This window comes from Moraxella sp. FZLJ2109 (assembly GCF_024296965.1).
Lineage (GTDB): Bacteria > Pseudomonadota > Gammaproteobacteria > Pseudomonadales > Moraxellaceae > Moraxella.
This window is the reverse complement of record NZ_CP101112.1, coordinates 44,706-68,461: the sequence shown is the minus strand read 5'-3', so window position 1 is coordinate 68,461 and position 23,756 is coordinate 44,706. Positions and strand designations below refer to the sequence as shown.

At 45.7% G+C, this 23,756-nt stretch carries 20 protein-coding genes; 8 read left to right on the top strand and 12 right to left on the bottom strand.

Annotated features, from left to right (window positions below; genetic code table 11):
* Window positions 1–6 precede the first annotated feature (6 nt).
* Complete coding sequence (locus NKU06_RS00340; RefSeq protein WP_254731469.1) at window positions 7–2,058, bottom strand: hypothetical protein; 2,052 nt, start codon at window positions 2,056–2,058, stop codon at window positions 7–9.
* Between the two features lie 376 nt (window positions 2,059–2,434).
* Here NKU06_RS00340 and NKU06_RS00335 point away from each other — a divergent pair, with 376 nt between their 5' ends.
* Together NKU06_RS00335 and NKU06_RS00330 are read left to right on the top strand one after the other, a co-directional pair.
* Entirely contained in the window at window positions 2,435–2,851 is a 417-nt protein-coding gene (locus tag NKU06_RS00335) for a NirD/YgiW/YdeI family stress tolerance protein (protein WP_254731467.1), read from the top strand.
* A gap of 132 nt (window positions 2,852–2,983) precedes the next feature.
* Window positions 2,984–3,733, top strand: a complete 750-nt coding sequence (locus NKU06_RS00330) for a YoaK family protein (RefSeq protein ID WP_253223827.1) — start codon at window positions 2,984–2,986, stop codon at window positions 3,731–3,733.
* A 393-nt stretch (window positions 3,734–4,126) separates the two neighbouring features.
* On the opposite strand, the gene folE is transcribed toward NKU06_RS00330, so the two are convergent.
* A complete protein-coding gene (gene folE / locus NKU06_RS00325) occupies window positions 4,127–4,732 on the bottom strand; it encodes a GTP cyclohydrolase I FolE (RefSeq protein ID WP_253223826.1) in 606 nt (201 codons plus the stop codon).
* A 242-nt stretch (window positions 4,733–4,974) separates the two neighbouring features.
* Between folE and NKU06_RS00320 the strand changes: the two genes are divergently transcribed.
* Entirely contained in the window at window positions 4,975–5,796 is an 822-nt protein-coding gene (locus NKU06_RS00320; protein WP_254731465.1) for an enoyl-ACP reductase, read from the top strand.
* 123 nt (window positions 5,797–5,919) lie between these two features.
* Here the strand turns inward: NKU06_RS00320 and NKU06_RS00315 are convergent, their stop codons facing one another.
* From NKU06_RS00315 to hflX, 3 genes are all read right to left on the bottom strand, one after another.
* Window positions 5,920–6,618: an LrgB family protein gene (locus tag NKU06_RS00315; protein ID WP_078253160.1), complete on the bottom strand. Its 699-nt coding sequence runs from the start codon at window positions 6,616–6,618 to the stop codon at window positions 5,920–5,922.
* A gap of 3 nt (window positions 6,619–6,621) precedes the next feature.
* Window positions 6,622–7,023: a CidA/LrgA family protein gene (locus tag NKU06_RS00310; protein ID WP_253223824.1), complete on the bottom strand. Its 402-nt coding sequence runs from the start codon at window positions 7,021–7,023 to the stop codon at window positions 6,622–6,624.
* 110 nt (window positions 7,024–7,133) lie between these two features.
* Window positions 7,134–8,558 carry a ribosome rescue GTPase HflX gene (gene hflX, locus NKU06_RS00305; protein WP_254731462.1) on the bottom strand — a complete coding sequence of 475 codons (1,425 nt, stop codon included), beginning with the start codon at window positions 8,556–8,558 and terminating at the stop codon, window positions 7,134–7,136.
* A 170-nt stretch (window positions 8,559–8,728) separates the two neighbouring features.
* Here hflX and folP point away from each other — a divergent pair, with 170 nt between their 5' ends.
* On the top strand, window positions 8,729–9,601 hold the full coding sequence (gene folP / locus NKU06_RS00300) for a dihydropteroate synthase (protein WP_254731459.1): 873 nt from the start codon (window positions 8,729–8,731) through the stop codon (window positions 9,599–9,601).
* 73 nt (window positions 9,602–9,674) lie between these two features.
* Here the strand turns inward: folP and NKU06_RS00295 are convergent, their stop codons facing one another.
* Window positions 9,675–10,403, bottom strand: a complete 729-nt coding sequence (locus tag NKU06_RS00295) for a 16S rRNA (uracil(1498)-N(3))-methyltransferase (protein ID WP_254731456.1) — start codon at window positions 10,401–10,403, stop codon at window positions 9,675–9,677.
* A gap of 92 nt (window positions 10,404–10,495) precedes the next feature.
* Complete coding sequence (metF, locus tag NKU06_RS00290; protein ID WP_254731453.1) at window positions 10,496–11,488, bottom strand: methylenetetrahydrofolate reductase [NAD(P)H]; 993 nt, start codon at window positions 11,486–11,488, stop codon at window positions 10,496–10,498.
* Window positions 11,489–11,785: 297 nt separating this feature from the next.
* Here metF and NKU06_RS00285 point away from each other — a divergent pair, with 297 nt between their 5' ends.
* Window positions 11,786–12,799 carry an MBL fold metallo-hydrolase gene (locus tag NKU06_RS00285; RefSeq protein ID WP_254731450.1) on the top strand — a complete coding sequence of 338 codons (1,014 nt, stop codon included), beginning with the start codon at window positions 11,786–11,788 and terminating at the stop codon, window positions 12,797–12,799.
* 73 nt (window positions 12,800–12,872) lie between these two features.
* Here the strand turns inward: NKU06_RS00285 and ahcY are convergent, their stop codons facing one another.
* Window positions 12,873–14,246 (bottom strand): adenosylhomocysteinase, encoded by a 1,374-nt coding sequence (gene ahcY, locus NKU06_RS00280; RefSeq protein WP_253223819.1) that lies wholly within the window; start codon window positions 14,244–14,246, stop codon window positions 12,873–12,875.
* Window positions 14,247–14,471: 225 nt separating this feature from the next.
* On the bottom strand, window positions 14,472–16,364 hold the full coding sequence (locus NKU06_RS00275) for a TonB-dependent siderophore receptor (RefSeq protein WP_254731447.1): 1,893 nt from the start codon (window positions 16,362–16,364) through the stop codon (window positions 14,472–14,474).
* Window positions 16,365–16,600: 236 nt separating this feature from the next.
* Here NKU06_RS00275 and NKU06_RS00270 point away from each other — a divergent pair, with 236 nt between their 5' ends.
* The 3 genes from NKU06_RS00270 (at window position 16,601) to dusB (ending at window position 20,235) form a co-directional block, all read left to right on the top strand.
* Window positions 16,601–18,274, top strand: coding sequence for a mechanosensitive ion channel family protein (locus tag NKU06_RS00270; RefSeq protein WP_254731444.1), 1,674 nt, complete (start codon window positions 16,601–16,603; stop codon window positions 18,272–18,274).
* A gap of 34 nt (window positions 18,275–18,308) precedes the next feature.
* Window positions 18,309–19,112, top strand: a complete 804-nt coding sequence (locus NKU06_RS00265) for a TatD family hydrolase (RefSeq protein ID WP_254731441.1) — start codon at window positions 18,309–18,311, stop codon at window positions 19,110–19,112.
* 106 nt (window positions 19,113–19,218) lie between these two features.
* A complete protein-coding gene (gene dusB / locus NKU06_RS00260; protein WP_254731438.1) occupies window positions 19,219–20,235 on the top strand; it encodes a tRNA dihydrouridine synthase DusB in 1,017 nt (338 codons plus the stop codon).
* 85 nt (window positions 20,236–20,320) lie between these two features.
* On the opposite strand, the gene nfsB is transcribed toward dusB, so the two are convergent.
* From nfsB to NKU06_RS00245, 3 genes are all read right to left on the bottom strand, one after another.
* Window positions 20,321–20,977, bottom strand: coding sequence for an oxygen-insensitive NAD(P)H nitroreductase (gene nfsB, locus NKU06_RS00255; protein ID WP_254731435.1), 657 nt, complete (start codon window positions 20,975–20,977; stop codon window positions 20,321–20,323).
* Between the two features lie 35 nt (window positions 20,978–21,012).
* The gene (gene xseA / locus NKU06_RS00250) at window positions 21,013–22,542 is read right to left on the bottom strand and encodes an exodeoxyribonuclease VII large subunit (protein ID WP_254731432.1); all 1,530 of its coding nucleotides are present in this window, start codon (window positions 22,540–22,542) and stop codon (window positions 21,013–21,015) included.
* A gap of 91 nt (window positions 22,543–22,633) precedes the next feature.
* Window positions 22,634–23,545, bottom strand: a complete 912-nt coding sequence (locus NKU06_RS00245) for a lysine exporter LysO family protein (protein WP_254731429.1) — start codon at window positions 23,543–23,545, stop codon at window positions 22,634–22,636.
* Window positions 23,546–23,756: the final 211 nt, after the last annotated feature.

Below are 23,756 nucleotides of genomic sequence, written 5' to 3'. Positions count from 1 at the left end.
CGCGTATTAGCTGTCTTTTTTGGCAGTAGGTTTACGCGTGGTGGTTTTGGCTGCAGGCTTGGCAGCGGCTTTGGTAGCAGGTTTTTTCGCTGCTGGTTTTTTTGCCACAGGCTTGGCATCTGTAGCTTTGACTGTGGTTGCTTTTTTTGCTGCAGGTTTTCTAGCGGCTGTTTTTTTCGCTGCAGGCTTTTCATCACCCAATAGACCTTTTTCAGCGACTTTGGCAAGCAATACTTCGCCCATCGGTTTTGGATTGCCGGTAAATAGCGTTGATAAGCCGTTATTTTCGATGATATGACGGCGTAGCGCCAGACGCTCTTCGTGGTTTTCGGCTAGGCGGATGGCACGCTCGACATACTCATCAGCAGTATTGGCGATGAGCCATTCAGGTAGTCCTAGACGACCAAATAGACCTTCGTCGATGTGTTCATGTACTTCAGGGCCGGTCTTGCAGACGCCCACCAAGCCTAGTGTTACCATATCAATGATACCGTTGGTATTGCCAAATGGGAATGGGTTCACCATCATATCACACTGATGTAGGATACCTAGATATTGATGATATGGGGTGTGTGGATGTGCTGTTGCACTATCACCTAGATATGACTTGATAAAACGCTCGACATACGGATGGGTGATACCTGATGACTGACCTAGAGCAAAGTGGAAGTGTACTTTGACTTTGGCGCGGTCACGGATGGTTTGTAGTGCTTTTAGGAAATATGGGTTTAGCTTCATTGTGGTTGAAGCGATACCGATATTCACCACTTCAGGATTTTCACGCAGGCGATACTCGACTGAGTTTGGCGCTAGTGCTGATGGCACATACGGTAGCGCATCTTTTGGTAGGCGAAGTAGTGTTTCGCTAAAGCAGTCTTCTGAGCCGACATAATCATCTTCGACGATGACATAGTCAATAAATGGCGAGTGCGTCGTGCCCGGATGACCCAGTGCGACACTTTGGATTGGTGCGATTTGGGTATTGCTTAGGAAAATCGTGGTCAAATCCATGCCGATGCTTGGCATATATAGCACAGCAGGCTCAAGCTTATCAGCATAGTCTTTGATGGCGTTTAGCTTATCAAAAATGCTGTTTTGGTCAAGCAGATGGAACTCATCAAAAACATCACGGCCTGCTTGATCCACAGCTTCACCACCAAAGCCAACAAGGTGGAATAGCTCACGGGCAGCGATCATCGATGTAGAATGCGTGCGATAGATGGAGTGTGCTGAATGGAAATGCTCAAGCACGACGAACATCACAGGCTTGCCATTGGTGCGATCGATCTTGGAGACATCGCGATCTGACCAGCCGCTAGATAGCAGGTGCTTACGAATCACAGCATTCAAAGACTCTTTGACACGGTGCTTGTCAGCATCGACATCATAGCTGCAATGCATATAGACATCGTGGCTGATGGCTGATGGTAGGGTGTTTAGATTTTCAAAGGTTTTTAGCTTTTCTGGGAACCATTTTAGGATGGCGGCACGCTTATTGAATGCAGCATCCGTACCGATAAAGCGTGGTGATTGTAGGGCGAAGCATAGCGATGCACACAGTGATGGGTTAAGATTCCACATAACATCAAGGTTTAGCGGAATATTAGATTCCATGGTGTATAGGATGCAAAAACGCTTAACAGCTTCTAGATTATTTGATAGATGAATCTCAAGCGGACGCTCTGGATTTGGATTTGGATTAGCGTCATAGGTTTTTAGGATGTGGTCAGCATTGATGTATGGTGAGCTTGCAAAAATCAGACCCAACCAACGATGCAAAGTCATAAAACGGTTAAAGCCACCATCGGTGATGCTAAAGTTGTTTTTGGCATCAAACAGCTCAGTCACCGCCGATGCAACACGAGTTGCAAAATGCACCACACGCTCTTTTTCTGAGAAATTTAGCTGTTGTGGGTAGTTGCATTCGATTTGGTGAATGCCGCCGAACTGATTATCAAGACTGCCCAAGATGGCAAGTAGTTCATTGCAAGATGCTTCAAAATCTTTTTTTGCAACCGCTTGCTCTAAGCGGATGACGCTGGCAGAAGTTTGTGACATATTCAACACTCAAATAAAAAAGATCAACATGATCGGTTAAAATTTAGCCATATTATAAACCAAACTCAATGATAAAACAGGCATTTCTACACAAAGAAACCATTTACTCACAAAAACGCTACAGATCTATAGGCAGGGATTTTTATGCTGAAAATTTTGGATATTTTTTAAGTTTTTTAAGGTTGATTTAAGCTTATTATGATGAAATATACGCATTCAAGTCGCCGATCATAATAAGCGTATATGATAAGTTTGTATAAACTTAGTGATTGGAAAATTTAACCCATTGACACTGCCGTTTTGTGCTACACTGATGGTAGTTTTTAATCAGATTTTATTGAGCTAAAATTACACCAACCTAAAAAAAGAGTTTCTTATGAAAAAATTTGCCCTAATTGCTACCATCATCACTGCTACTGCATTGGCTGCTTGCACCACATCGACTACGCAGGTGGCAGCCGCGACAAAGTCTGTCCAATCTGCTGTGATTAACCCACAAGCTGCGATCAACAGCCAAGCTGTCGCAGGCGCGCCGACTACAGTTGCAAGCCTTGCCAATCTTCGTGATGAGAGCATGGTGCGCTTGACAGGTAAAATCACCAAGGCATTAGGCGATGAAAAATATGAATTCGTCGATGCGACAGGCGCAGTCATTGTGGAGATTGACAATGAAGATTGGCAAGGTCGCACTGTGACAGCCAATGACATCATCACCATCGTCGGTGAGCTGGATGTCGAGTATCTACCAACCAAACGCATGAAAGTGGATGTGGATTTTGTAGAGTTTAAATAATTTTAAATTAATAATTGTTTAAAATTAATCTGCATGATTAAGCACAAAGTCTGTATGGATTTTGTGCTTTTTATCATTCGGTGCTAAAATATACTTTTGGGTCATTTTTCATGAAATAGACATGGGGATGTGATGAAAATCATGGGTGATACCATCCCAGCGTGGGTGCTGTGGGGTGCGGTGGTGTTGGCTTTTTGTGCTGGTATGCTGAATACTACGGCGCTGATGGGCTTTACTCATGTGTCGGCATCGCATGTGACGGGCAATGTCAGCCAATTTGCCCTAAGTGTGCTTGATGGTGACTGGGCAAATATGCGCCTATTTTTGATTTCGATTTTGGCGTTTTGGTTCGGTTCTGTACTATCAGGCATGATTATCGGCTCAAGCGAGCTGAAAATCAATCGGCACTATGGCTATGCAATGTATCTTGAAGTGCTGCTGCTGTGCCTAAGCTTGGCATTGTATGTGCATGATAATTACTTTGGGCAGATGATGATCGCCATGGCGTGTGGGCTACAAAACTCGATGGTGGCGACCTACGGCGGCGCGGTGATTCGTACGACGCATTTGACAGGGACGACATCGGATCTGGGTGCGACTGTGGGGAATTGGCTAGTTGGGCGTAAGGTCGATGTCGCCAAAGTGGTGCTACACAGCGGGCTATGGTGGGCGTTTTTTGGTGGTAGCTTTGTCGCCGTGGTGTCATATCGGTACTATGGCTATTGGTCGATGCTCTTGCCGATCGTGATCATCTTGGCGGCGGCGACCAGCTATTCGCAGATGGGGCGATGGTTTGGGGTGTTTGCGCGTGTGGCACGGCTTAAGAAATTGAAAAAACTCAAACGATTTGAGCGGCTGAAGTCAGTGAAAAAGCAAGAGTGATTGAATGATTGATTATAAAAAAGGATAAAGCCAAAAAACTTTATCCTTTTTGTTAATGATTTATGCCATTTTAATTGCCATAAAGTGATGAATCACTTCGTTGATATGGCGAATGGTAGTGGGATCTTGGGTGTTAATCCATTGAAGAACATCATCATCCAGTACAGATGCTCGATTTTGGCATTGTCTTGTAACTTTTTAATCATAGGATTATTAATTGCGAGTTTAGCTTCTGTAAAATTCAAATTTTTTATAGCGTTCGAAGTTAATACTTTGTGGCATTTTGATAACTCCTTATTTGCTGATTACTTGGGAAGAAAGCGGTGATGATACGAAAAGTATCTTTGCGTTCGGTAAAAACAACAAAAAGAACTCTAATTAAACCTTGTTTCATCACCCAAACGCAGGCATTCTTTTTGGTACAGCTTCCAAAAATTCACGACGAGCATCGTGATTGCTGACAAATTCACCTAGCATACTCGTTGTGCGGGTGGTGGATTGTTGCTTACCGACACCACGCATCATCATGCACATATGGCTGGCATCCATCACCACGGCAACACCACGACAGCCTGTCAGCTCTTCGATGGCGGTAGCGACTTGCTTGGTTAGGTTTTCTTGGATTTGTAGGCGACGCGCGTACATATCGACGATGCGTGCGACTTTTGATAGACCGAGCACCTTACCATTGGGTAGGTAGCCGACATGAGCCACGCCATAAAATGGCAACAGATGATGTTCGCACAGCGAATAAAATTCGATATTTTGCACCAGTACCAATTCGGGATTATCCGAGTCAAACACCGCATCATTAGCCACAGTTGCAAGGTCTTGATGATAACCACGAGTCAAGTAGCCAAATGCTTTGGCGGCGCGCATCGGCGTATCAAGCAGACCATCACGGCTCAAATCTTCGCCTGATGCACTGATAATCTTGGCATAATGTTCAGATAGGACTTCAAAATCGGGTGTAAAGTTTACGGTATCAGAATTTGACATGGTTTTTGATGAATAATGAATGAAAACAACATAGCTTAACGCAAAACGGCAATTTTTTAAAGCCTTTATTGGGATTTATTGCGATTTTTGGAGAAATTTATCACAAGCTTGGGTGTGGTGATTGGGCGGGTGTGTGAGTGTGATATTAAGTTTACATTTGTACTAATTTTACTGCACAATTTCAAAAACCGTGCTATAATACCGCCAATTTATCAATTTTATCCAAACAAAGGACAAAAATTATGCTACTAAAAGGTCAGCGTTTTGTTGTGACTGGTATCGCCAGTAAACTATCTATCGCTTGGGCGATTGCTGAGAGCTTGCACCGCGAAGGCGCAGAGCTGATTTTGACTTATCCAAATGAGAAAATCAAAAAGCGTGTCGATATGGCAGCCGAAGCGTTCAATGCCACTGCAGTGATTGAGTGTGATGTCGCATCAGATGCCTCTATCGAAGCGTGCTTTGCCGAAGTGGCTAAACACTGGGGCAATGGCGATGATCGCGGTGTCAATGGCATCGTACACGCCATTGGCTTTGCGCCAGCAGATCAGCTAGATGGTGATTTTACCAATGCGACCACGCGTGAAGGCAGTCAAATCGCCCACGACATCTCAAGCTACAGCTTTGTGGCACTAGCCAAGGCGGGTCGTGAGCTGCTTGCTGCGCGTCAAGGTTCGCTATTGACCCTGACCTACGAAGGTAGCATCTCAGTACTGCCGAACTACAATGTCATGGGTATGGCAAAAGCCAGCCTAGAAGCATCAGTACGCTACCTAGCATCATCACTGGGTGGTGAAGGCATCCGTGTCAATGCCATCAGTGCAGGCCCAATCCGCACCCTAGCAGCCAGCGGTATCAAATCATTCCGTCGTATGCTCGATGTCAGCGAAAAAATCGCACCGCTACAACGCAATGTCAGCCAAGAAGAAGTGGGCAATGCCGCCTTATTCCTACTATCGCCTTGGGCAAGTGGTGTGACAGGCGAAATCCTGTTCGTTGATGCAGGCTTTAATACCGTTGCTATCAGTGAGCAAATCATGGCGATGGCATCTGATGATGAATAAGGCTAAATAGACATAAAAATAACCACGATTCTTATATCGTGGTTATTTTTTTCTTTAAGTAAAAGTGGTAAATCTGAAAATTGATACTGATGATTGAGATGTGATCGGTGTCCAAATACTGTTTTAGCCAAGCCACCACAGCACCGCCATCGGCAACCATACAGCGGTTACCAGCCCATTGATGGCAAGTCCAAAGGCGGCATAGCGACCAGCCGTCGGACTGATGGTCCATGCTTCGACTGTGCCGATGGCGTGTGCCACTAAGCCAAGTGCCAAACCTTGTGCGCGTTCATCTTTGATATTGCGAAATAAGATACGACACATCCCTGCACCTAAGATACCTGAGACGATGATAATCAGATTTGCCATCACCAGCGGTGCTTCGATGATTTGGGCGACTGATAGACCGACAGGTGTCGTCACTGAGCGAGTGGCAAATGCCAAGATGGTGTCCATATTGAGTGCAAACAGATAGCTGAGTGACATTGGCACGATGGCACCAACGAGACTTGCAAGTACGACGATGATGGAGAGTTTTTTGACAGGTAGTCCCTTAAAATCCATCCCAGCCAGTGGCACGGCAAGTAGCACGGTACTATAGCCCAGCAAGCGGTCAAATACAGGCTTGGCATTGGCATAATAAGTGGCATAGTCCAACTGAATAATCAGCAGCAAAATCAGCGTAATCACGATGGCGATGATAATCATCGGTACGCCACGAATGTAGCGATTCAGATAGCGAAGTACATATTTGGCGCTGATATGAGCAATCAGTGTCACAATAAAGGCAATGATGATGGTGGTACTGTCAATCTGTGGCATGGCTTACTCCTTATCCTGTTCAGAGCCTTTGAGCCATGCTGCTGAGAGCTTGGCAAATGCCCACAGCGGAATCAGCGTACTGATGATAATCACTGCCGACACAGGTAATAAATCCGACCCAAGCCCAAACAACAATATCCCGGCACCGGCCGACACCGGCAAAAATGCAAAACCGCTATCCACCAGTAGCACGCTCGATGAGTAGCTGAGCCACTCAGGCAGCCCAATCGTCATACGCATACCAATCAGTGCGATAAATAAGCTGACCAAGCCCACGATATTTGCCGCAGTTGGCATACCAAAATAGGTACAAACCACCAAGGCGAGCTCACGCACCGCTACGACGATGATGATGGTGGCGAGCATACCAAGCCAAAATTTACCTGAGTGCACGGGTAGTTTCATACTTCATCCTTGTTGGGCGATTATGTACCAAAATTTCGCCATTATTGATTGGGTTACACCTGTAAACTCTAATAAATACAAGTAATTAGCGTATTTTGACAGTTTACCCATTATCGACAAAATGGGTCAAGTTCTTCATCTAAATGTTCGCTATTTTCATTTGTGATATTATTTTGTAGCACCACCTCAAAAGGCTCAAGCACTGGTTTTAGGCTATCCGCCTGAGCTTTTGGTAGGACTTCATCAGCATCCAGTGCGTATTGACCGAGTAGCTGCTGTAGCTTGCTGGGTGCAAGTAGCACTTGTAGTACTTCTTTGCCCATCTCATCATAGCTATTGCCCGTGATGACACCCAGACCGTGCAGGGTGTTTTTGAGTCCGCCAGCATGATAAGGCAGGGTGAGTGTAAACTCTTTGAGTTCGCCTGAGAGCAGCTCTTGTACGGCGATCATCAGCTGATCGATGCCTAGATTTTCACGAGCGGAGACATAGACGCGATGCGGCACACCATGATCTTGATAATAGATGGCAGGTGGTTCGCCGCTTTTGTCGATTTTGTTATGCACAAGTAAAATCGGTGCATCGGCTTTGATTTGGGCGAGTACATCATTGACCGCGGCGATCTGCTCATGGCGATCTTCGCTGGCGGTATCGATGACGTGTAGTAGCAGATCGGCTTCAAGCGTCTCTTCGAGTGTTGCATGAAAGCTTTCGACCAGCTCATGCGGTAGATGACGTACAAAGCCGACGGTATCCGCCAGTACGACATTACCGACACCAGGCCATTTGACACGGCGAAGTGTCGGATCAAGGGTGGCAAATAGCTGATCGGCTGCATAGATGTTGTCATCGGCTAGACGGTTAAAGAGTGTGGACTTGCCAGCGTTGGTATAGCCGACCAATGAGACGGTAGGGATTTCGGACTTTTGGCGTTTGGCACGACCTTGGGCACGAGTTTGCTTGACTTTATCGAGCTTGGCTTTGAGCTGACTGACACGGATTTGCAGCAATCGGCGGTCAGTTTCTAGCTGAGTTTCACCCGGACCACGCAGACCGATACCACCTTTTTGGCGTTCAAGGTGTGTCCAGCCGCGCACCAGCCGAGTCGCTAGATGGTTAAGCTGTGCTAATTCTACTTGTAATTTACCTTCATAAGTGCGAGCACGCTGAGCAAAAATATCAAGGATTAACCCTGTACGGTCAAGCACACGACATTTTAGGATTTTTTCAAGATTGCGTTCTTGGCTTGGGGTGAGTGTGTGATTAAAAATCACCACCACATCACCTTTTTCGTCATCCGTACTCTCACGGAAGCGACGCACGGCATCGGCGATTTCATCGGCTTTACCTGTACCGACGAAGTATTTGGCGTGTGGCTTACTACGGCTGCCTGTGATGATTTCGATTTCGTTTGCCCCAGCTGAATGTACAAGCAGGCGAAACTCTTCTAAATCATCAGGATCGATGATTTGATGGATATCTAGGTGAACCAAGATGGCATTGTCGCCACCTTCATGTCTGTCAAAATATTGCAAATTTTATCCTTATGATAAATATTATTATAAATAAATTTTAACCAATTAATCAGCAAGCGACCGCATGGGATGATGATGGGGAATTTTGGTGTACCACTTACCATCGAATGTGTCACTTAAACTGCAACTTATGCTATTATAAGGCATTTTTGGGATGAAGTGAGTTTTTTATGTCACAGCGAGTAATCAGACAGCTATACGCACACGGTAAGATTTTGGAGCTATCCACGCCCAAGGTGATGGGAATCTTAAATGTCACGCCAGATTCATGCTCACGCTATCATGGGGTGGATCGGGCACTTGCTCATGCCGAATCGATGATCGCTGATGGCGTGCATATCATCGATATCGGCGGCGAATCGACACGCCCCAATGCGACCGCAGTTGGCACAGATGAAGAGCTTCGCCGTGTCGTCCCTGTGGTGCAGGCGATTCGCTCGGCGTTCGGCGATGAGATTTGGCTGTCGCTTGATACCAGCAATCCTGCGGTGATGCAAGCAGGTATCGAATCGGGCGCAGACATCATCAATGATGTGCGAGCACTGCGACGAGATGGGGCGGTGCAGATGGCGGCCAAGCTTGGTGTGCCTGTGGTGCTGATGCACAGCCGCGGTGAGCCTGATACGATGGATGAGTTGGCGGTATATACTGATGTCATCCGTGAAGTCATCGACGAGCTGTCGCACAGCATTGAGCGGGCGGTGTCAGCTGGGGTGGCTCGTGAGCAGTTGGTGATTGATGTTGGTATGGGCTTTGCCAAAACTTATGAGCATCACAAGGTGCTGATGACGCAGCTTGATACTTTTATTCGCCATTTTGATTTGCCGATGTTGTTTGGTGTGTCTCGTAAGCGGTTTTTGGGTGAGATTTTGCAGCGTACCGGACTGGATAGCCTACAAAACCATCAGCCACATGATCGAGACATCATCGGTGCAGGGATGTCGCTATTGGCGGTGCAACAAGGTGCAAGCATCGTTCGTGTGCATGATGTCGCCAAAAGCGTACAGATGCTGTCGATGTGGCAGCAGATTTATGGTGAATGAGTGAAAAATTGGATGGTATTTTATGAATTTTTAACCAATTAAATATCATTTAAAATAGCAAATTGACAGCCAATTAACCCAATTCATGAATCATATGCAGTGCTGTCAAAGCCACCACAGGGGCAGTCTCGGTGCGTAGTACTCGCTCGCCAATCGTCCAAGGTACAAAGCCATGCTCGATGGCAAAGTCAATCTCGGTCGGGGATAGACCGCCTTCAGCGCCGATAAGTAGGGCGATGGTGTCAGGCAAGGGGCTGGTAAAGCTTGGCTTGCCATCTGATAGTGCCAATACCAGTTTTAGATTAGCTGTACAATCTGCCACCCAAGTTTCGAGAGCAACAGGCGGGATAATCTTTGGAATGATGTTCAATCCGCATTGTTCACAAGCGGCGATTGCCACGCCTTGCCAGTGCTCAATTTTCTTAAAATCTCGCTCATATTTTAGATGAGCTTGACAGCGTTCGCTTGTGAGTAGCTGAATCTGATGTACGCCCATCTCGCACGCTTTTTGGATGGCATAATCCATGCGATCGCCACGACTCATTACAAGCCCAATACTGACTGCAAAGGGTGGTGTGCGATTGATGGGGTCGTAGGCATGAATGATTGCTTGTGCTGATTTTTTATCAATACTAATCAATTCTGCCGTATATTCACCACCTGTACCATCAAATAGCACCGCAGTGTCGCCCACTTTGGCACGCAAAACCTTGCACCAATGATGATAGACGCCATCTGGTAGCGTGATGCTTTGACCGATGAGCGTCGTGGATAAAGGCGTATCAATAAAAAATCTGGACATGATTCATCAATAAATGCTAAGAAAAATTAAAAACCGTAATGAGTCAATACTCATATAAACTGGCATCAACTCATGGACGGTTTTTGGATAAATTAAATTAATCCTAAGCTTTCGACCAAGGCTTTGTTTGGCTCGGTGTGGTTCATGCTATAAAAATGCAAGCTTGGCACGCCTTCACTAATCAAGCGTTCGCACAGCTGATGCACGATATCAAAGCCAAATTGGCGGATGGATTTTTTGTCATCACCATAGTCAGCAAGCTGTTTGCGGATATAGCGTGGGACATCGGCACCACAGCCATCTGCAAAGCGGATTAGGTTTGATGCATTGGTGATTGGCATGATACCTGCGATGATTGGGAAGTCATCTTGATGCACGCCTTTTTTTGCCAAGCGGTCACGCAAGAACAGATAGCTGTCAGGATTGTAGAAGAATTGGGTAATGGCTTCGTTTGCACCAGCATGATATTTGGCAACCAGATTATCAATATCTGCTTCAAAATTACGCGCCTGTGGATGCATCTCAGGATAGGCGGCAACTTTGATGGAGAAGTGATCGGCACTGTGTTCACGAATGTATTTGACCAAATCCAGCGCATAAGGCAACTCGCCATAGCCGACCTGACCTGATGGCAAATCACCACGCAGTGCCACCACACGATCCACGCCCAGTGCTTTATAATAATCGAGTAGCTCGCCGATTTGTGATTTGGTGTCGCCGATACATGACATATGTGGAGCGATTGGTGTGCTGCCTTTTTCGATGAGCGCCTTGACGATGCCCAATGTGCGTTCACGCGTAGAGCCACCAGCACCATAGGTAACTGAGAAGTATTTTGGGTTCAGAGCGTTCAGCTCATCAAAGACGCTAAGTAACTTGTCTTGACCTTCGTCAGTCTTGGCAGGGAAGAACTCAAACGAAAATGGCACTTTGGTAGTCGTATTTACCGCTTTTGGTGCAGGCTTGACCACTTCGATAGGCTTGGTGATGGTCTGCGTAATAGGCTGTTGATTTTTGATATCAGTTTTTAGTTCATTTAATAATTGTTCAATTGCGGCTAGGCGGTTTAGGGTGTCTTGGCTCATGGCAGCTCTCAAAATTTTTATGATAAATCAAGTAATTGGAGAATTTATCAAATTTGTTAAAATTATTCAATTATAGCAGATTTTTGGTAGTTTGTTAATGCCAAATAGATGTTAGTAAATTCCAAGCTAGATTTCTTTATGAACCAATAATCAAGCCTAAAGGCATGGAGGTGACCAGACAGTAAATCAAAATTAATGTCTTGCAATGTGCGATTTGTTATGATGAGATTTGCATCACTACTGATGATTGGATATGTTTTTTTATTTTAATCAAAACAAATAATAGGAATAATAAATATGTCAATTTCAAGACGCTCGCTATTAAAATCAACAATACTAACAGCGATGTTTGCAGGTATGACTAAAGGCGCTGCCGCACAAGAATTTGCCAATCCACAGTTTTCTGAGCCTGTGCCAGTTGATGCAGGCAAATGGCGAGTTGGCACCAAGCTTGTGCTATTTGGTACTCAAGGCGGGCCAATTATGAATGTCACTCGTATGATGACCTCGCAAGCAATTATGATTGATGGTAAGATGCACTTGGTGGATTTTGGTTATGGTACTTTGCAGCGCATGGCAGAAATGGGCATTGAAGTTGAAACACTACAAAATATGTATCTGACTCACCATCATTCGGATCATATGATGGATTTGCCTGCGATCATGAATGTGACTTGGGCATCTGGTGTGAAGGGCCCGATTGGGGTGTATGGTCCTGAGCCGATTGCACAGAGTTTGGTTGCTGCTAAGCAGTTATTTGCTGAAGACTATCGCATCCGCGGTCGCGGTGGCCGCTTTTTGCCAATCGAATCTGTATTTGAAGCACGAGCGATTGATCTGAGTCAGCAAATCTCTGAAAAACCTGTAATAATCCATCAGGATGATACTGTGAAAGTCTCGGCGATCAAAGTGCCGCATAGTGAGTTTGAGATGGCATTGGCATTGCGATTTGATACGGCGGATCGCTCGATTGTGTTGTCGGGTGATACGGGTTATTCTAAGAATTTGGTGCAACTTGCCAAGGGTACGGATGTACTCCTGCATGAAGCAATGTACTGGCCCGGCATCGAGAAAATGCTTTTGGCTCGTGGCAATGGTGTGATACCCGAATCGCATCGCCAGTATTTTTTGAGTGAACATACGACCGCTGAAGACGCAGGTAAGATTGCAGCGGCTGCAGGGGTAAAAACTTTGGTGCTCAACCATCTGATCGGCGGCCCAGAACCTGTTACTGATGAGCAGTGGATTGCGTCTGCCAAGAAACATTATCAAGGACAGGTGATTGCTGGGCGTGATCGTATGGTGATTTGATTGATTATAACTTAATAATATAATAAATAGCCTTGGTAAGTAAACCAAGGCTATTTATTATAAATATTGCTAATCAGTATTTGTATTCATCTGACTTAAATGGACCATCAACCGATACGCCGATATAGTCGGCTTGTTTTTGGGTAAGTTTGGTGATGACGCCATTGAAGCCTGCAACCATCGCAGCAGCCACTTCTTCGTCAAGTTTCTTAGGCAGTACCTTGACATAGACTTTGCTTGGCTTGTCAGCAGCAGGCAAATCAGCGAATTTTTCTTGATACAGGTGAATCTGTGCCAGTACTTGGTTGGCAAATGAGCCGTCCATGATGCGTGATGGGTGACCTGTGGCATTGCCAAGGTTCACTAGGCGACCTTCAGACAGTAGGATGAGATAGTCATCATCGCTGTCTGAGCGATAGACTTGGTGCACTTGTGGCTTGACTTCTACCCATTTCCAGTTGTCACGCATGAACTGAGTGTCAATCTCGGTGTCAAAGTGACCGATGTTACACACGACAGCGGTTGATTTTAGGGCTTTTAGCATCTCGCTATTGCACACATGATAGTTACCTGTGGTGGTCACGATCAAATCGGTGTCTTGGAGCAGGGCGGTGTTCACGCCTTGGGCTTGGTCGCCACCGACGAATGGTGAGACGACTTCATAGCCGTCCATGCACGCTTGCATCGCACAGATTGGGTCAATCTCAGATACACGCACGATCATGCCTTCTTGGCGTAGAGACTGTGCTGAGCCTTTGCCCACATCACCGTAGCCGATGACCAATGCACGGCGACCTGATAGCAGCATATCTGTACCACGCTTGATGGCGTCGTTTAGTGAGTGGCGGCAGCCGTATTTGTTGTCATTTTTTGATTTGGTGACAGCATCATTGACATTGATGGCAGGGACTTTGAGTGTGCCATTGCCTAGCATCTCGATTAGGCGGTGTACGCCTGTGGTGGTCTCTTCAGAGATACCGTGGATTTTATCGAGCATTTGTGGGTATTTGTCGTGAATCAATGCGGTCAAATCACCACCGTCATCTAGGATGATGTTGGCATCCCACAGTTTGCCGTCTTGGTGGATTTGTTGTTCTAGACACCACTCGTATTCTTCTTCGGTTTCGCCTTTCCAAGCAAATACAGGAATACCAGCAGCGGCGATGGCAGCGGCGGCGTGGTCTTGGGTTGAGAAGATGTTGCAAGAAGTCCAGCGAACTTCAGCGCCCAATGCCACCAAAGTCTCAATCAAAACGGCTGTCTGAATGGTCATATGGATACAGCCGACGATTTTGGCACCAGCCAGTGGCTGAGCGGCAGCATAACGCTTACGCAGACCCATTAGAGCAGGCATTTCGGTTTCGGCGAGGCGGATTTCTTTACGACCGAAGTCGGCAAGGCTGATGTCAGCTACTTTATAATCGGTAAATGTAGACACTGCGTCCACTCCTTTTAAAAATTAACGATGAGATGATGGATAATCATCATAAAAAAGAAAACGCAGATGTCGTTGATTATTTTAAATCGCTGTCGCAAATCTAAAAAGCAAGCCTGACCGTTTAAAAAAGCGGTTGCAACATCTCTTGCAAACGGATAATTATAACAAATTTCATCCGCTTTTTCCATAAAAAATGACCCGCCAAAGCGAGCCATTTTGTCAAAGTGCATCCGATCAGTATTTGAAAGTCAGACCAAGATTGGCTTGGCGACCGCCGTTGATGTACCAGTTGCCAAAATTGTCTACTAATTTATTATCACTATTTGTAATATTTTGGATATTTGTAAATACCTTAACATAAGGATTAATATTCCAATGTGCATCAAAATCAATGGTTGCAAAACCTGGCACATCTTTGGCGGTTGTATTATTGCTGGTTTTTGCACCCGTGCGCGCAACCAATGAGCTGCTCACACCGACCACACCATCGTCATAACCGATGGTTAAAGTGCCTGTATGTTTTGGGCGATAGGCGATTTCAAGACCTGTGGCTTTATTTTCGGTGTCAACATAGCTATAGTTGGCTTGGGCGTAGTAATCACCGCGTACATATTTTGCACCCAATTCACCACCAGTAAATTTGGCTTTATTGATATTTTGATAGGTGGAGATGCTTGTGCTTGTGTCAACATCAAAATTGCTATCAAGAGCTATCAAATCTTTGACTTCGGTGGCAAAACCTGATAATGAGATACTTAGATTGTCATTGATTTGGTGATCAAGACCAAGTCCGTAGCTGATACTTTTTTCTGGATCAAGATTTTCATTTCCTTTGGTTAGGTAAGTTGTCGCATCCCAAGTTGATTTTGAATCATAATACAGTTCATTCAGACTTGGTGCGCGGAAAGCCGAACCAATATTAGCATAAACACTGGTGCTTGGGCTGAAGTGATAACGCGCTGCTGCTTGACCAACGGTGTGCACACCAAAAGTATCATGGTCTTCAACGCGGATACCGGCTTGCGTATTAAATTTATCATTATTATATTGATGCTGTAGATAATAACCTGTACTACCAACTTTTTTCTCACCCTTGTAAGCATAAGCGTCAGCATATTTGGTCGTATTGTCGGTAATGCCAAATAGAATGTTTTGCTGTGGTGTGATGTTCCAGCGAGCATTTACATCGGTTTCATGATAACGGGTATTGTACTCATTGGTTGACCAAGGTTCTACATAAGATTGTTCATCTTTGGCTTGTGCATAATGTGCTGATAGCTTGATGCTGTCAGTCGCTTTAATACTGGCAAAAACTTTGGCTTGGGTATTTTTAAATTCACGCGCTGCATCAATGCTTGTACCGCTATTGGTGCTGTATTCATTTGTGCCTTTGTTTTCATCAAATGAAACGCCGACATCGACCTTGTCATTATTGTAGCCGACTTTTGCGCCAAAGCCTTTTTGTTCATAGCCTGCTTGATCGTTGCGCGCTTGGGTGTTAAAAATGCGCGTGCCGTCAGTTTCTAGACGCTGACCTGATAGACTGGCATAAAAGCCATTATGCACCACATCACCGCGTGCGATAGCTTTATAAGTGTTGTTCTCACCAAAAATACCAGTGAGCTCTGCACCAGTGCGTGTAGGTTTTTTGCTGACCATTTGCACTACGCCACCGATGGCATCTGAGCCATATTGTACCGATGCAGGACCTTTGACGATCTCAATACGATCAACATTGGTTAGATCTAAGTTCTCTGGATAAATTGGCGTAAGGGTATTTGGTGTATTTAGGCGCACACCATCTTTGAGCAATAGTGTGTGGCTTGGGTTTGTGCCGCGAATGCTTAAATTAGTCCCTTGACCAATACCGCCATTTTGTTTGATATAGATACCCGCATCTGACTGGATGACATCTGACAGATTGCGCGCAGGGTTTTTCTCAATTTCGGCGCGTGAGATGACGCTCACGGCAGCAGGGGTGTCGCTCAGTGGTGTGGCGCTGCGGCTGACGGTGATGACTTCAGGATCAAGCATCACGGTTGGTACACTCTCGGCATGGGCGGCGGTGATAAGACTCGTTGGGGCTAATGCTAACAAAATAGCACGGCGTAGAGTGGTCGATGACATAACTAACCTTAATATTGCTAATGGGTTGGGTTTTGTAAAATTAACTGTCTTATTATAACATGAAAAATTTTTTAACAACTTTCAATTAGATGAAAAATTCTAAGCTTGGCATGAAATTTGTTCAATGAGACTTACCATTCTTGACCATAACAGATGTTGGCATACTGTGCTGACAGTTGCAAGTGCTGAGTATCGGATATACAATGAGGTGTTTGTAGAATTGATTGAGGATTGCCATGCTTGATCCATCATCCCTGTATAGTATGCTTGCTAAGCGGTATCAGCGAATGCCAAGGGTTGGTTTGTGGTGTGTGATGATGCTGTGTAGCTGTCTGCTATTGGTATCGCCAAGTCATGCCACCACTGCCAAACTTGGGCTAAAAACCACCCAAACCGAAGAGCCTGCCGAAGTGTGGTCGGATAGCTATGGACGAGATACGCCGCGTAGCACTGTTGAGGGCTTTATGTCGGCGCTATCAAGCGAAGATGCACAGCTTGCCAGTCGCTATTTGGATGCGACATTTTTAAGTAAATCAAAGATGTCGGATGCTGATGTTGTGGCACAGTTTAAGCAGGCGCTTGACACGGGCGGTCGACTTGAGCCGCTGTTGCAACTGTCTGATGCCAAAGAAGGGGATGTTGGGGATTTGCTGCCAAACGACCAAGAAAAAGTTGGTAGTATTCGCATTGCTGACAAATCTGTGGATGTCTTGTTGGTGCGTAAGATCGATAAAGATGGCAACCGCTATTGGCAGTTTGCTGATGAGACTTTGGCAAATTTACCCGATGTGCATACGACAGGACGGACTTGGGCAAGTTATTTTGAGATTGAGCAGTTAAAGGTCGTTAAGCTATTTGACTTTGAGCTGTCAAAGATTATCGCACTGGCGGTGATGGTGCTGATTAGTCTTGCGGTGGTGTATGTATTGGTTTGGGCGTTGTTTGTCATTAGCCGATGGCTGTTTCCTAGATTGACTGGCAGACGCTTTGCCATCAATGCCAATGTCATCATGCCTGTTGCGATTATTATCGTCGCCATGCTACTGTCCGAAATCATGCTACGAGCAGGCGTGCCTGTTACCATCCGCACGCCAGTTGGGCGACTCAAGGAAGCAGTGGCATGGATTGCGACCACATGGCTTGCGTTTCGTTTGATTGATGGTGTGTTTCGCCGTGCCGAAGCCAATTCGCTCAAACGCAATCGCCCTGAACAGGTATCTATCCTAGGCTTATTGCGTAAGCTTGCTAAAGTATTTATGTTGATTTTGGCAATTATCATCATCTTTGGCAACTTAGGCTTTGATTTGACCACAGGGATCGCTGCACTGGGTGTGGGCGGTTTGGCACTGGCTTTTGGTGCCCAAAAAACCATCGAAAATCTCATCGGCTCAGTGGTTGTCGTCGCTGACCGCCCAGTGCACGTGGGGGATTATTGTAAATTTGGTACTTATGAAGGCACGGTCATTGACATTGGCATCCGTTCGACACGCATTCGTACGCTCAATCGCACCATTGTTACCGTGCCCAATGGTGAGTTTTCTGCTTTGCAGATTGAGAACTTTACCGCAAGAGATATGTTTTATTTTCTGCATAATCTATTTATCAAACGCACAGCGGATTTGGTAGAAGTAGAGCGGATGATTGCTGATTTACAAGGCTTTTTGGCATCACATACCTTGACCAATGATGAGTGGAATCAGGTGTGGATCAAAGAGCTGCGCCAAGACTGCTATGTCATCGAGATGCGTGCGTATATTCCAGCGTCAGGGGCGCAGGATTTTTATGCCAAGCAGACCCAGCTTGCGCTTGCAGTACTCAAATTCTTAGAAAATTATCAGGTTGAGCACGCCTTGCCTAGCCAGACGGTGGTGCTGGATGACAAAAACCGCCTAAATCAGCCAGATTCATGATAAAATACGGCGTTTGTATTGATTGAGAACGACTATGTACACCGATTCGCATTGCCACCTAACCTATCTAAAACTTGACAATCACGAAGAGTCGCCACACCATCTACTGACTGCGATGCGGGATGCTGATGTCAGCCGAGCGATGGCGATTATGTGCAAGTTTGAGGAAAATGACGCCATCCGTGCGTGGGTGGATTTGGCGATGAGTGATGATAGCCTGCCTGATATCGGCATGAGTGTGGGGATTCACCCTTGTCAAGATGAAGCGATGTTAAAGAGCGTGCAAGTTGAGGATTTGTTGGCTTTGGATACGGATAAGGTGTGGGCATTTGGCGAAACGGGGCTGGATTATTATTGGGATGACAATAAAAAATCCGCCCAAAAGCATAGCTTTGCCATCCATATCAGTGCCAGTAAAATCGCCAAAAAACCCATCATTGTGCATACTCGCAGTGCTTATCATGACACATTGGATGTGCTACAAAGCGAGCGCTGTGAGCATGGCATCATCCACTGTTTTACCGAGGATTATGCCTTTGCCAAGCGTGCACTGGATATGGGGCTGTACATTTCGCTATCAGGGATTGTCAGCTTTAATAAATCTGATGCGTTGCGAGAAGTTGCCAAACAGCTGCCCTTAGACCGCTTATTGATTGAGACTGATAGTCCGTATCTGGCACCTGTGCCCAAGCGTGGTCGTGATAATGAACCGACCTATGTGCCGTATGTGGCACAGGCACTTGCCAAGGTGTATGGTATGAGCAGCGAAGAGATTGGGCGGATTAGCAGCGAGAATTTTGTGCGACTTGTCAATCAGTATAAGACGGTGATTGCATGATTTGGTTCTGCGTTACGACTGAGAAATGATGTCAATATGATGCAGAATAAAGCAAAAATATGCAAGAAAACGCTAAAATATACAACAATATACGAAAATATACACAATGCAAAATACCCAAAAACCCCTTGAAAATCAACACATTTTACTACAGCCTTTGTATATCAAGGGTTTGGAGATTAAGAATAGATTATGGGTGGCGCCGATGGCGGGTGTGACGGATAATCCTTTTCGCCGCTTGTGCAAGTCGTTTGGCGCGGGTCATGCGGTCAGTGAGATGATCATTGCTGATACCGCTTTATACGCGCGTAAAAAATCCTTATACCGCGCTAATTTCGATGGGGAGATCGCCCCAATCTCCGCGCAAATCGCTGGTGCAGAGCCTGATAAGCTTGCCGAAGCTGCGCGATTTCAGGTGGCAAATGGCGCACAAATCGTTGATATTAATATGGGCTGTCCTGCCAAAAAGGTTTGTAAAAAACTGGCGGGCTCAGCACTCTTACAAGATGTTGGTCTGGTCAAGCAATTATTAGAAACCGCGGTCGATGCCGTCGATGTGCCTGTCACCCTAAAGACACGACTTGGTTTTGCCAATGGGCAAGAAAATATCCTACAAGTCGCCAAGATCGCCGAAGAAGCAGGCATCGCCGCCATTGCCATTCATGGACGCACACGCGAAGATTTCTACACAGGGCAGGCGCGCTATGATTTGATTAGACAGGTTAAACAATCCATCAGTATTCCTGTGATTGTTAATGGTGATATCGATAGCCCTGAAAAGGCAGTCGCGGTACAACAAGCCACTGGCGCAGATGCAGTGATGATTGGGCGCGCAGCACAAGGGCGACCGTGGCTATTTCGCGACATCGTGCATTATGCTAAGATGGGCGAGCTTTTGGATGCGCCAAGCGTTACCGAACTGCGAGACATTGTCCTGACTCACTTACAAGAGCTATATCAATTCTATGGTGAATATTCAGGCTGTCGCATTGCGCGTAAGCACATTGCTTGGTACACAGGCGGCTTACCCAATTCCAATGCCTTTCGTGATGCGATGTATGCCTGTGAGACGACGGCTGAGCAGTACCGTGCTGTTGATGAGTTTTTGGGGCGGATTGACTAAATATATTTGTCAAGTTAAACCAAAACAAAACCCATCGCGATGATGGGTTTTGGTATTTTCACAAGCTTATTTTGCTTGATAATTTTTATAAAAACTTAACAACATCATCCATCGCTAGGCGGGCTTTTGGCAAGGTTTTATTGCCATCGGTATTACTTGCATACCCTAGGCTTACAAGCACCGAGCTTTTCAGATTATGCGCAGGTAGATCTAGCAAATCATCCAGCACTTGCGCATCATAGCCGCCGATCGGTGTGGCATCAATGCCAAGCATCGCAGCTGATAGCAGCAGATGTCCTAGTGCGATGAAGGTTTGATTTTCCGCCCAAGTGATGAGCTTTTGGGGATCTTGGGCGAACTGCTCGATATAGTAGCTACACAGCGCCTTTCGTGACTGCATGATTTCATCGGTAGCAAAGCGTCCTGCAGCTTGTTCGGCTTGTAGCACCTTGTCAAGATGCGCGCCATCAAGGCTGGTTTTGGTACACAGTACCAAGATATGAGATGCGTTCATTACCTTAGGCACATTGTGTGCATCGCCATCGGTCATCGACTGTGTCAGTAGGGATTTTTTGTCATCGCTATTCACCACCAAAAATTGCCACGGCTGAATATTGATCGATGATGGTGCAAGGCGCAGCATTTCAAGCAGGGTATTAAAAGTGTCTTCATCGATTTTTTGCGCAGCATCATAGGCTTTGAAAGTGTATCGTGTCTGTGCCAATTGTAGTGGTGTATTCATAAATTTACCTTAAAAGTTTTTCGAAAATTATAGCGTTAAAATGACTCTGGATGCACTGATTCGATGCGCGTACTGACGCTACCATCCTGCCACTGAATGCGTACGCGATCATCAGCCTTGAGCATACTCGCACTTTTGATCGGCTGATTGACATCATTATAGATGATGGCATAGCCTTTTTGTAGGGTGTGTTTGGGGTGTTGAGTCAGGATTAGGCGTTGTAGCTGTGCGCAGCGATCGTGCATGACTTGCAGGCGAGATTTCACACTGTGATGGCGGTGTAGCTGATGTGTACTTTGGTGCTTGGCATGGGTAAGCTGCGTAATGCTGTGTTGATGAATTGATTTCATCAAGGCATAAGTTTTTAATTTTTCTTTAGAATGCTGGTGTTTGATCGTTTGGCTAAATTGCTTGAGTTCATGTGCGGTGTCTTTTTTTGCCAAGGCGATGGCAGCTAGGCTTTTTAGGCGTACTTTCTCAAAATGCCGCTGGCTGTTATTTTTGGCAAGGTTTAGCTGATCCAGTGCTTTTTTGTGCAGGTATTCCATGGTAGATTTGGCTTGGCTTGTAATTTGTGCCAAATGCGATTCTATACCGAGCACGACTTTTGACGGTGTGTCAAAGCTTGTGTGTGCCACCAAATCCAAAATCACCTGATCGCGCTCATGACCGACGCCAACCCAAACAGGCACAGGGCATTCTGCGATCAGTGCTGCCAATTCATAATCGTTCAAATATGCCAAATCGCCGACCGCGCCGCCACCGCGAATAATCACTAAGATGTCGGGTAGTTTTTGATGATTTTCTACAAACTCTGTCAAGCTTGTAGTAATAGCGGCGCGAATCTCACTGGGTGCATGATTGCCTTGAAAAGTGGCATGATGATAGTGAAATTGGCACGCGCCTGCACGCATCAAGCGATCGGCTTCAGCGCGAAAATCTCCCAATCCCGCCGCTTGCTCTGGTGCGATGACGATGACATTTTCGATGTCAAATGGTGTGGGTAATTGTTTATTTAAATTGATCAATCCCTCATCAATCAAGCGTTTTTTCATCGCTTGATAAGCGGCTGCGATCTCACCGAGTGTGTAGTTCGGATCGATGTCTGAGATATTTAGGCTAAAGCCGTATTGCGCATGAAAACTTGCTGAGCATTCGATCAGGATGCTTGCGCCTGCGGCAAGTTTTTGCCCCGTGGTAGCGGTGAATTTGGCAAGAACTGTATTGGCACGATACCGCCATAAGGTCGCGCGGCAACTGGCAGTGATGTTGTCATCATCGTCTTTTTCGGCAAGTTCAAAATAATAATGGCCGCCTTTGCTGTGCAGTGAGCGGATTTCGGCGCGCACCCATACTTCATGATCGAAGCTGTCATCAATGACCAATTTGACCGCAGCCAAATAGTCTGATAGGGATAGATGAATGTCTTGTAATGCTTGCTGATTTTTTAATGATTCTTCAAATTCTTCGGCGATTTTTTGGTGCTTGGCAAGGATGTCTTGATGGCTATTTACCTGATCAGCTCGGGCGGCGCGCAGTGCTTGTTCGACGATGGAATTTGACATAATAATAACCAAAATAAAGCGGTGAATGGGTTATTGTAACAAAGCAAGGGTCTTAAGACAATGTGTGCTTTGTACTGATATAATGCTACGATTATCCCAATTGACTAAATAATACCATTAAAATTGGCGAAACCACATTGGTGATAAAACCAAAGCTAATCACCACAGGCATGATCTGTGTACCACCTGATTGTAAAATGGTTGGCAAGGTAAAATCAAGACTGGTAACACCGCCCAAGCCAATGCCTGCCGATGTCGAATGGCGCATCAGCATCGGAATGACGATCAAAGCAACGATCTCACGACCCAAGTCATTGAGCAGGGCGACACTGCCCCAAACCGCGCCATAGGCATCGGTCATGATCGTGCCAGACAGCGAATACCAACCAAAGCCAGATGCCAATGCCAAGGCTTTTGCAAATGACACTTCTGAGAAAATCAGCGCATAAATGACACCGCTTAATAAAGTGACCGCCATAAAAATCACACTGATTTGACAGCCGCGTTTATTTAGCATGGCTTCACGAAGGCTTACGCCAGAGCCTTTTAATGAGATTCCGACCAAGAACAGCAGTGCCATGAGTAGCACGGTGGTGGTCCTCTCAGGGGGTAGCAGGGCAGCAGGTAAAATCTGTGCTAAGCCAAATCCGATGGCAAGACAAATCAGCTGCACAAGGCTGCCGCGTAGGCTAACTTTTGGCTTGCTGCCTTGTGTGTCTGTGCGAGTGGTGTGCTGTGGTGAAAAGCGATCAAACGCCCATAATGCAACGACGCCTGAGCTTAGAGTAAGTAGCATTAGCACGCCAAGATACATGGCGATCGCGCCGATTTTCTCCGCCAAATCCTGCACAAGCCCAAGCTCAATGCCGATGACGATCAACAGTAAAAATACCAAATAGCCCAAAGCGGTTTCGCTCATTTTCACCCACTCTGGACGACTGGGTAATAAAAAGCCAATAAACATCGGGCTTAGGATAAGTACAAGCGTGATCAGACCTGACATAGCGGTACCTGTGTGGATAAATTTCGCTATTGTAACACTGTTTCTGTATTTGTGAAAGTTATCCTTGTTTTGGGCTGAAAATATGCATAAACAGCGTTCGTTATGATGGTGTGTGGATAAAATTTGTGCAAGCTGAATTTATATAACATTTATTAAAAAATAACTCGTATTTATCAATGGCTTAGTGTCAATTTTTTTGTTAAAATATCAA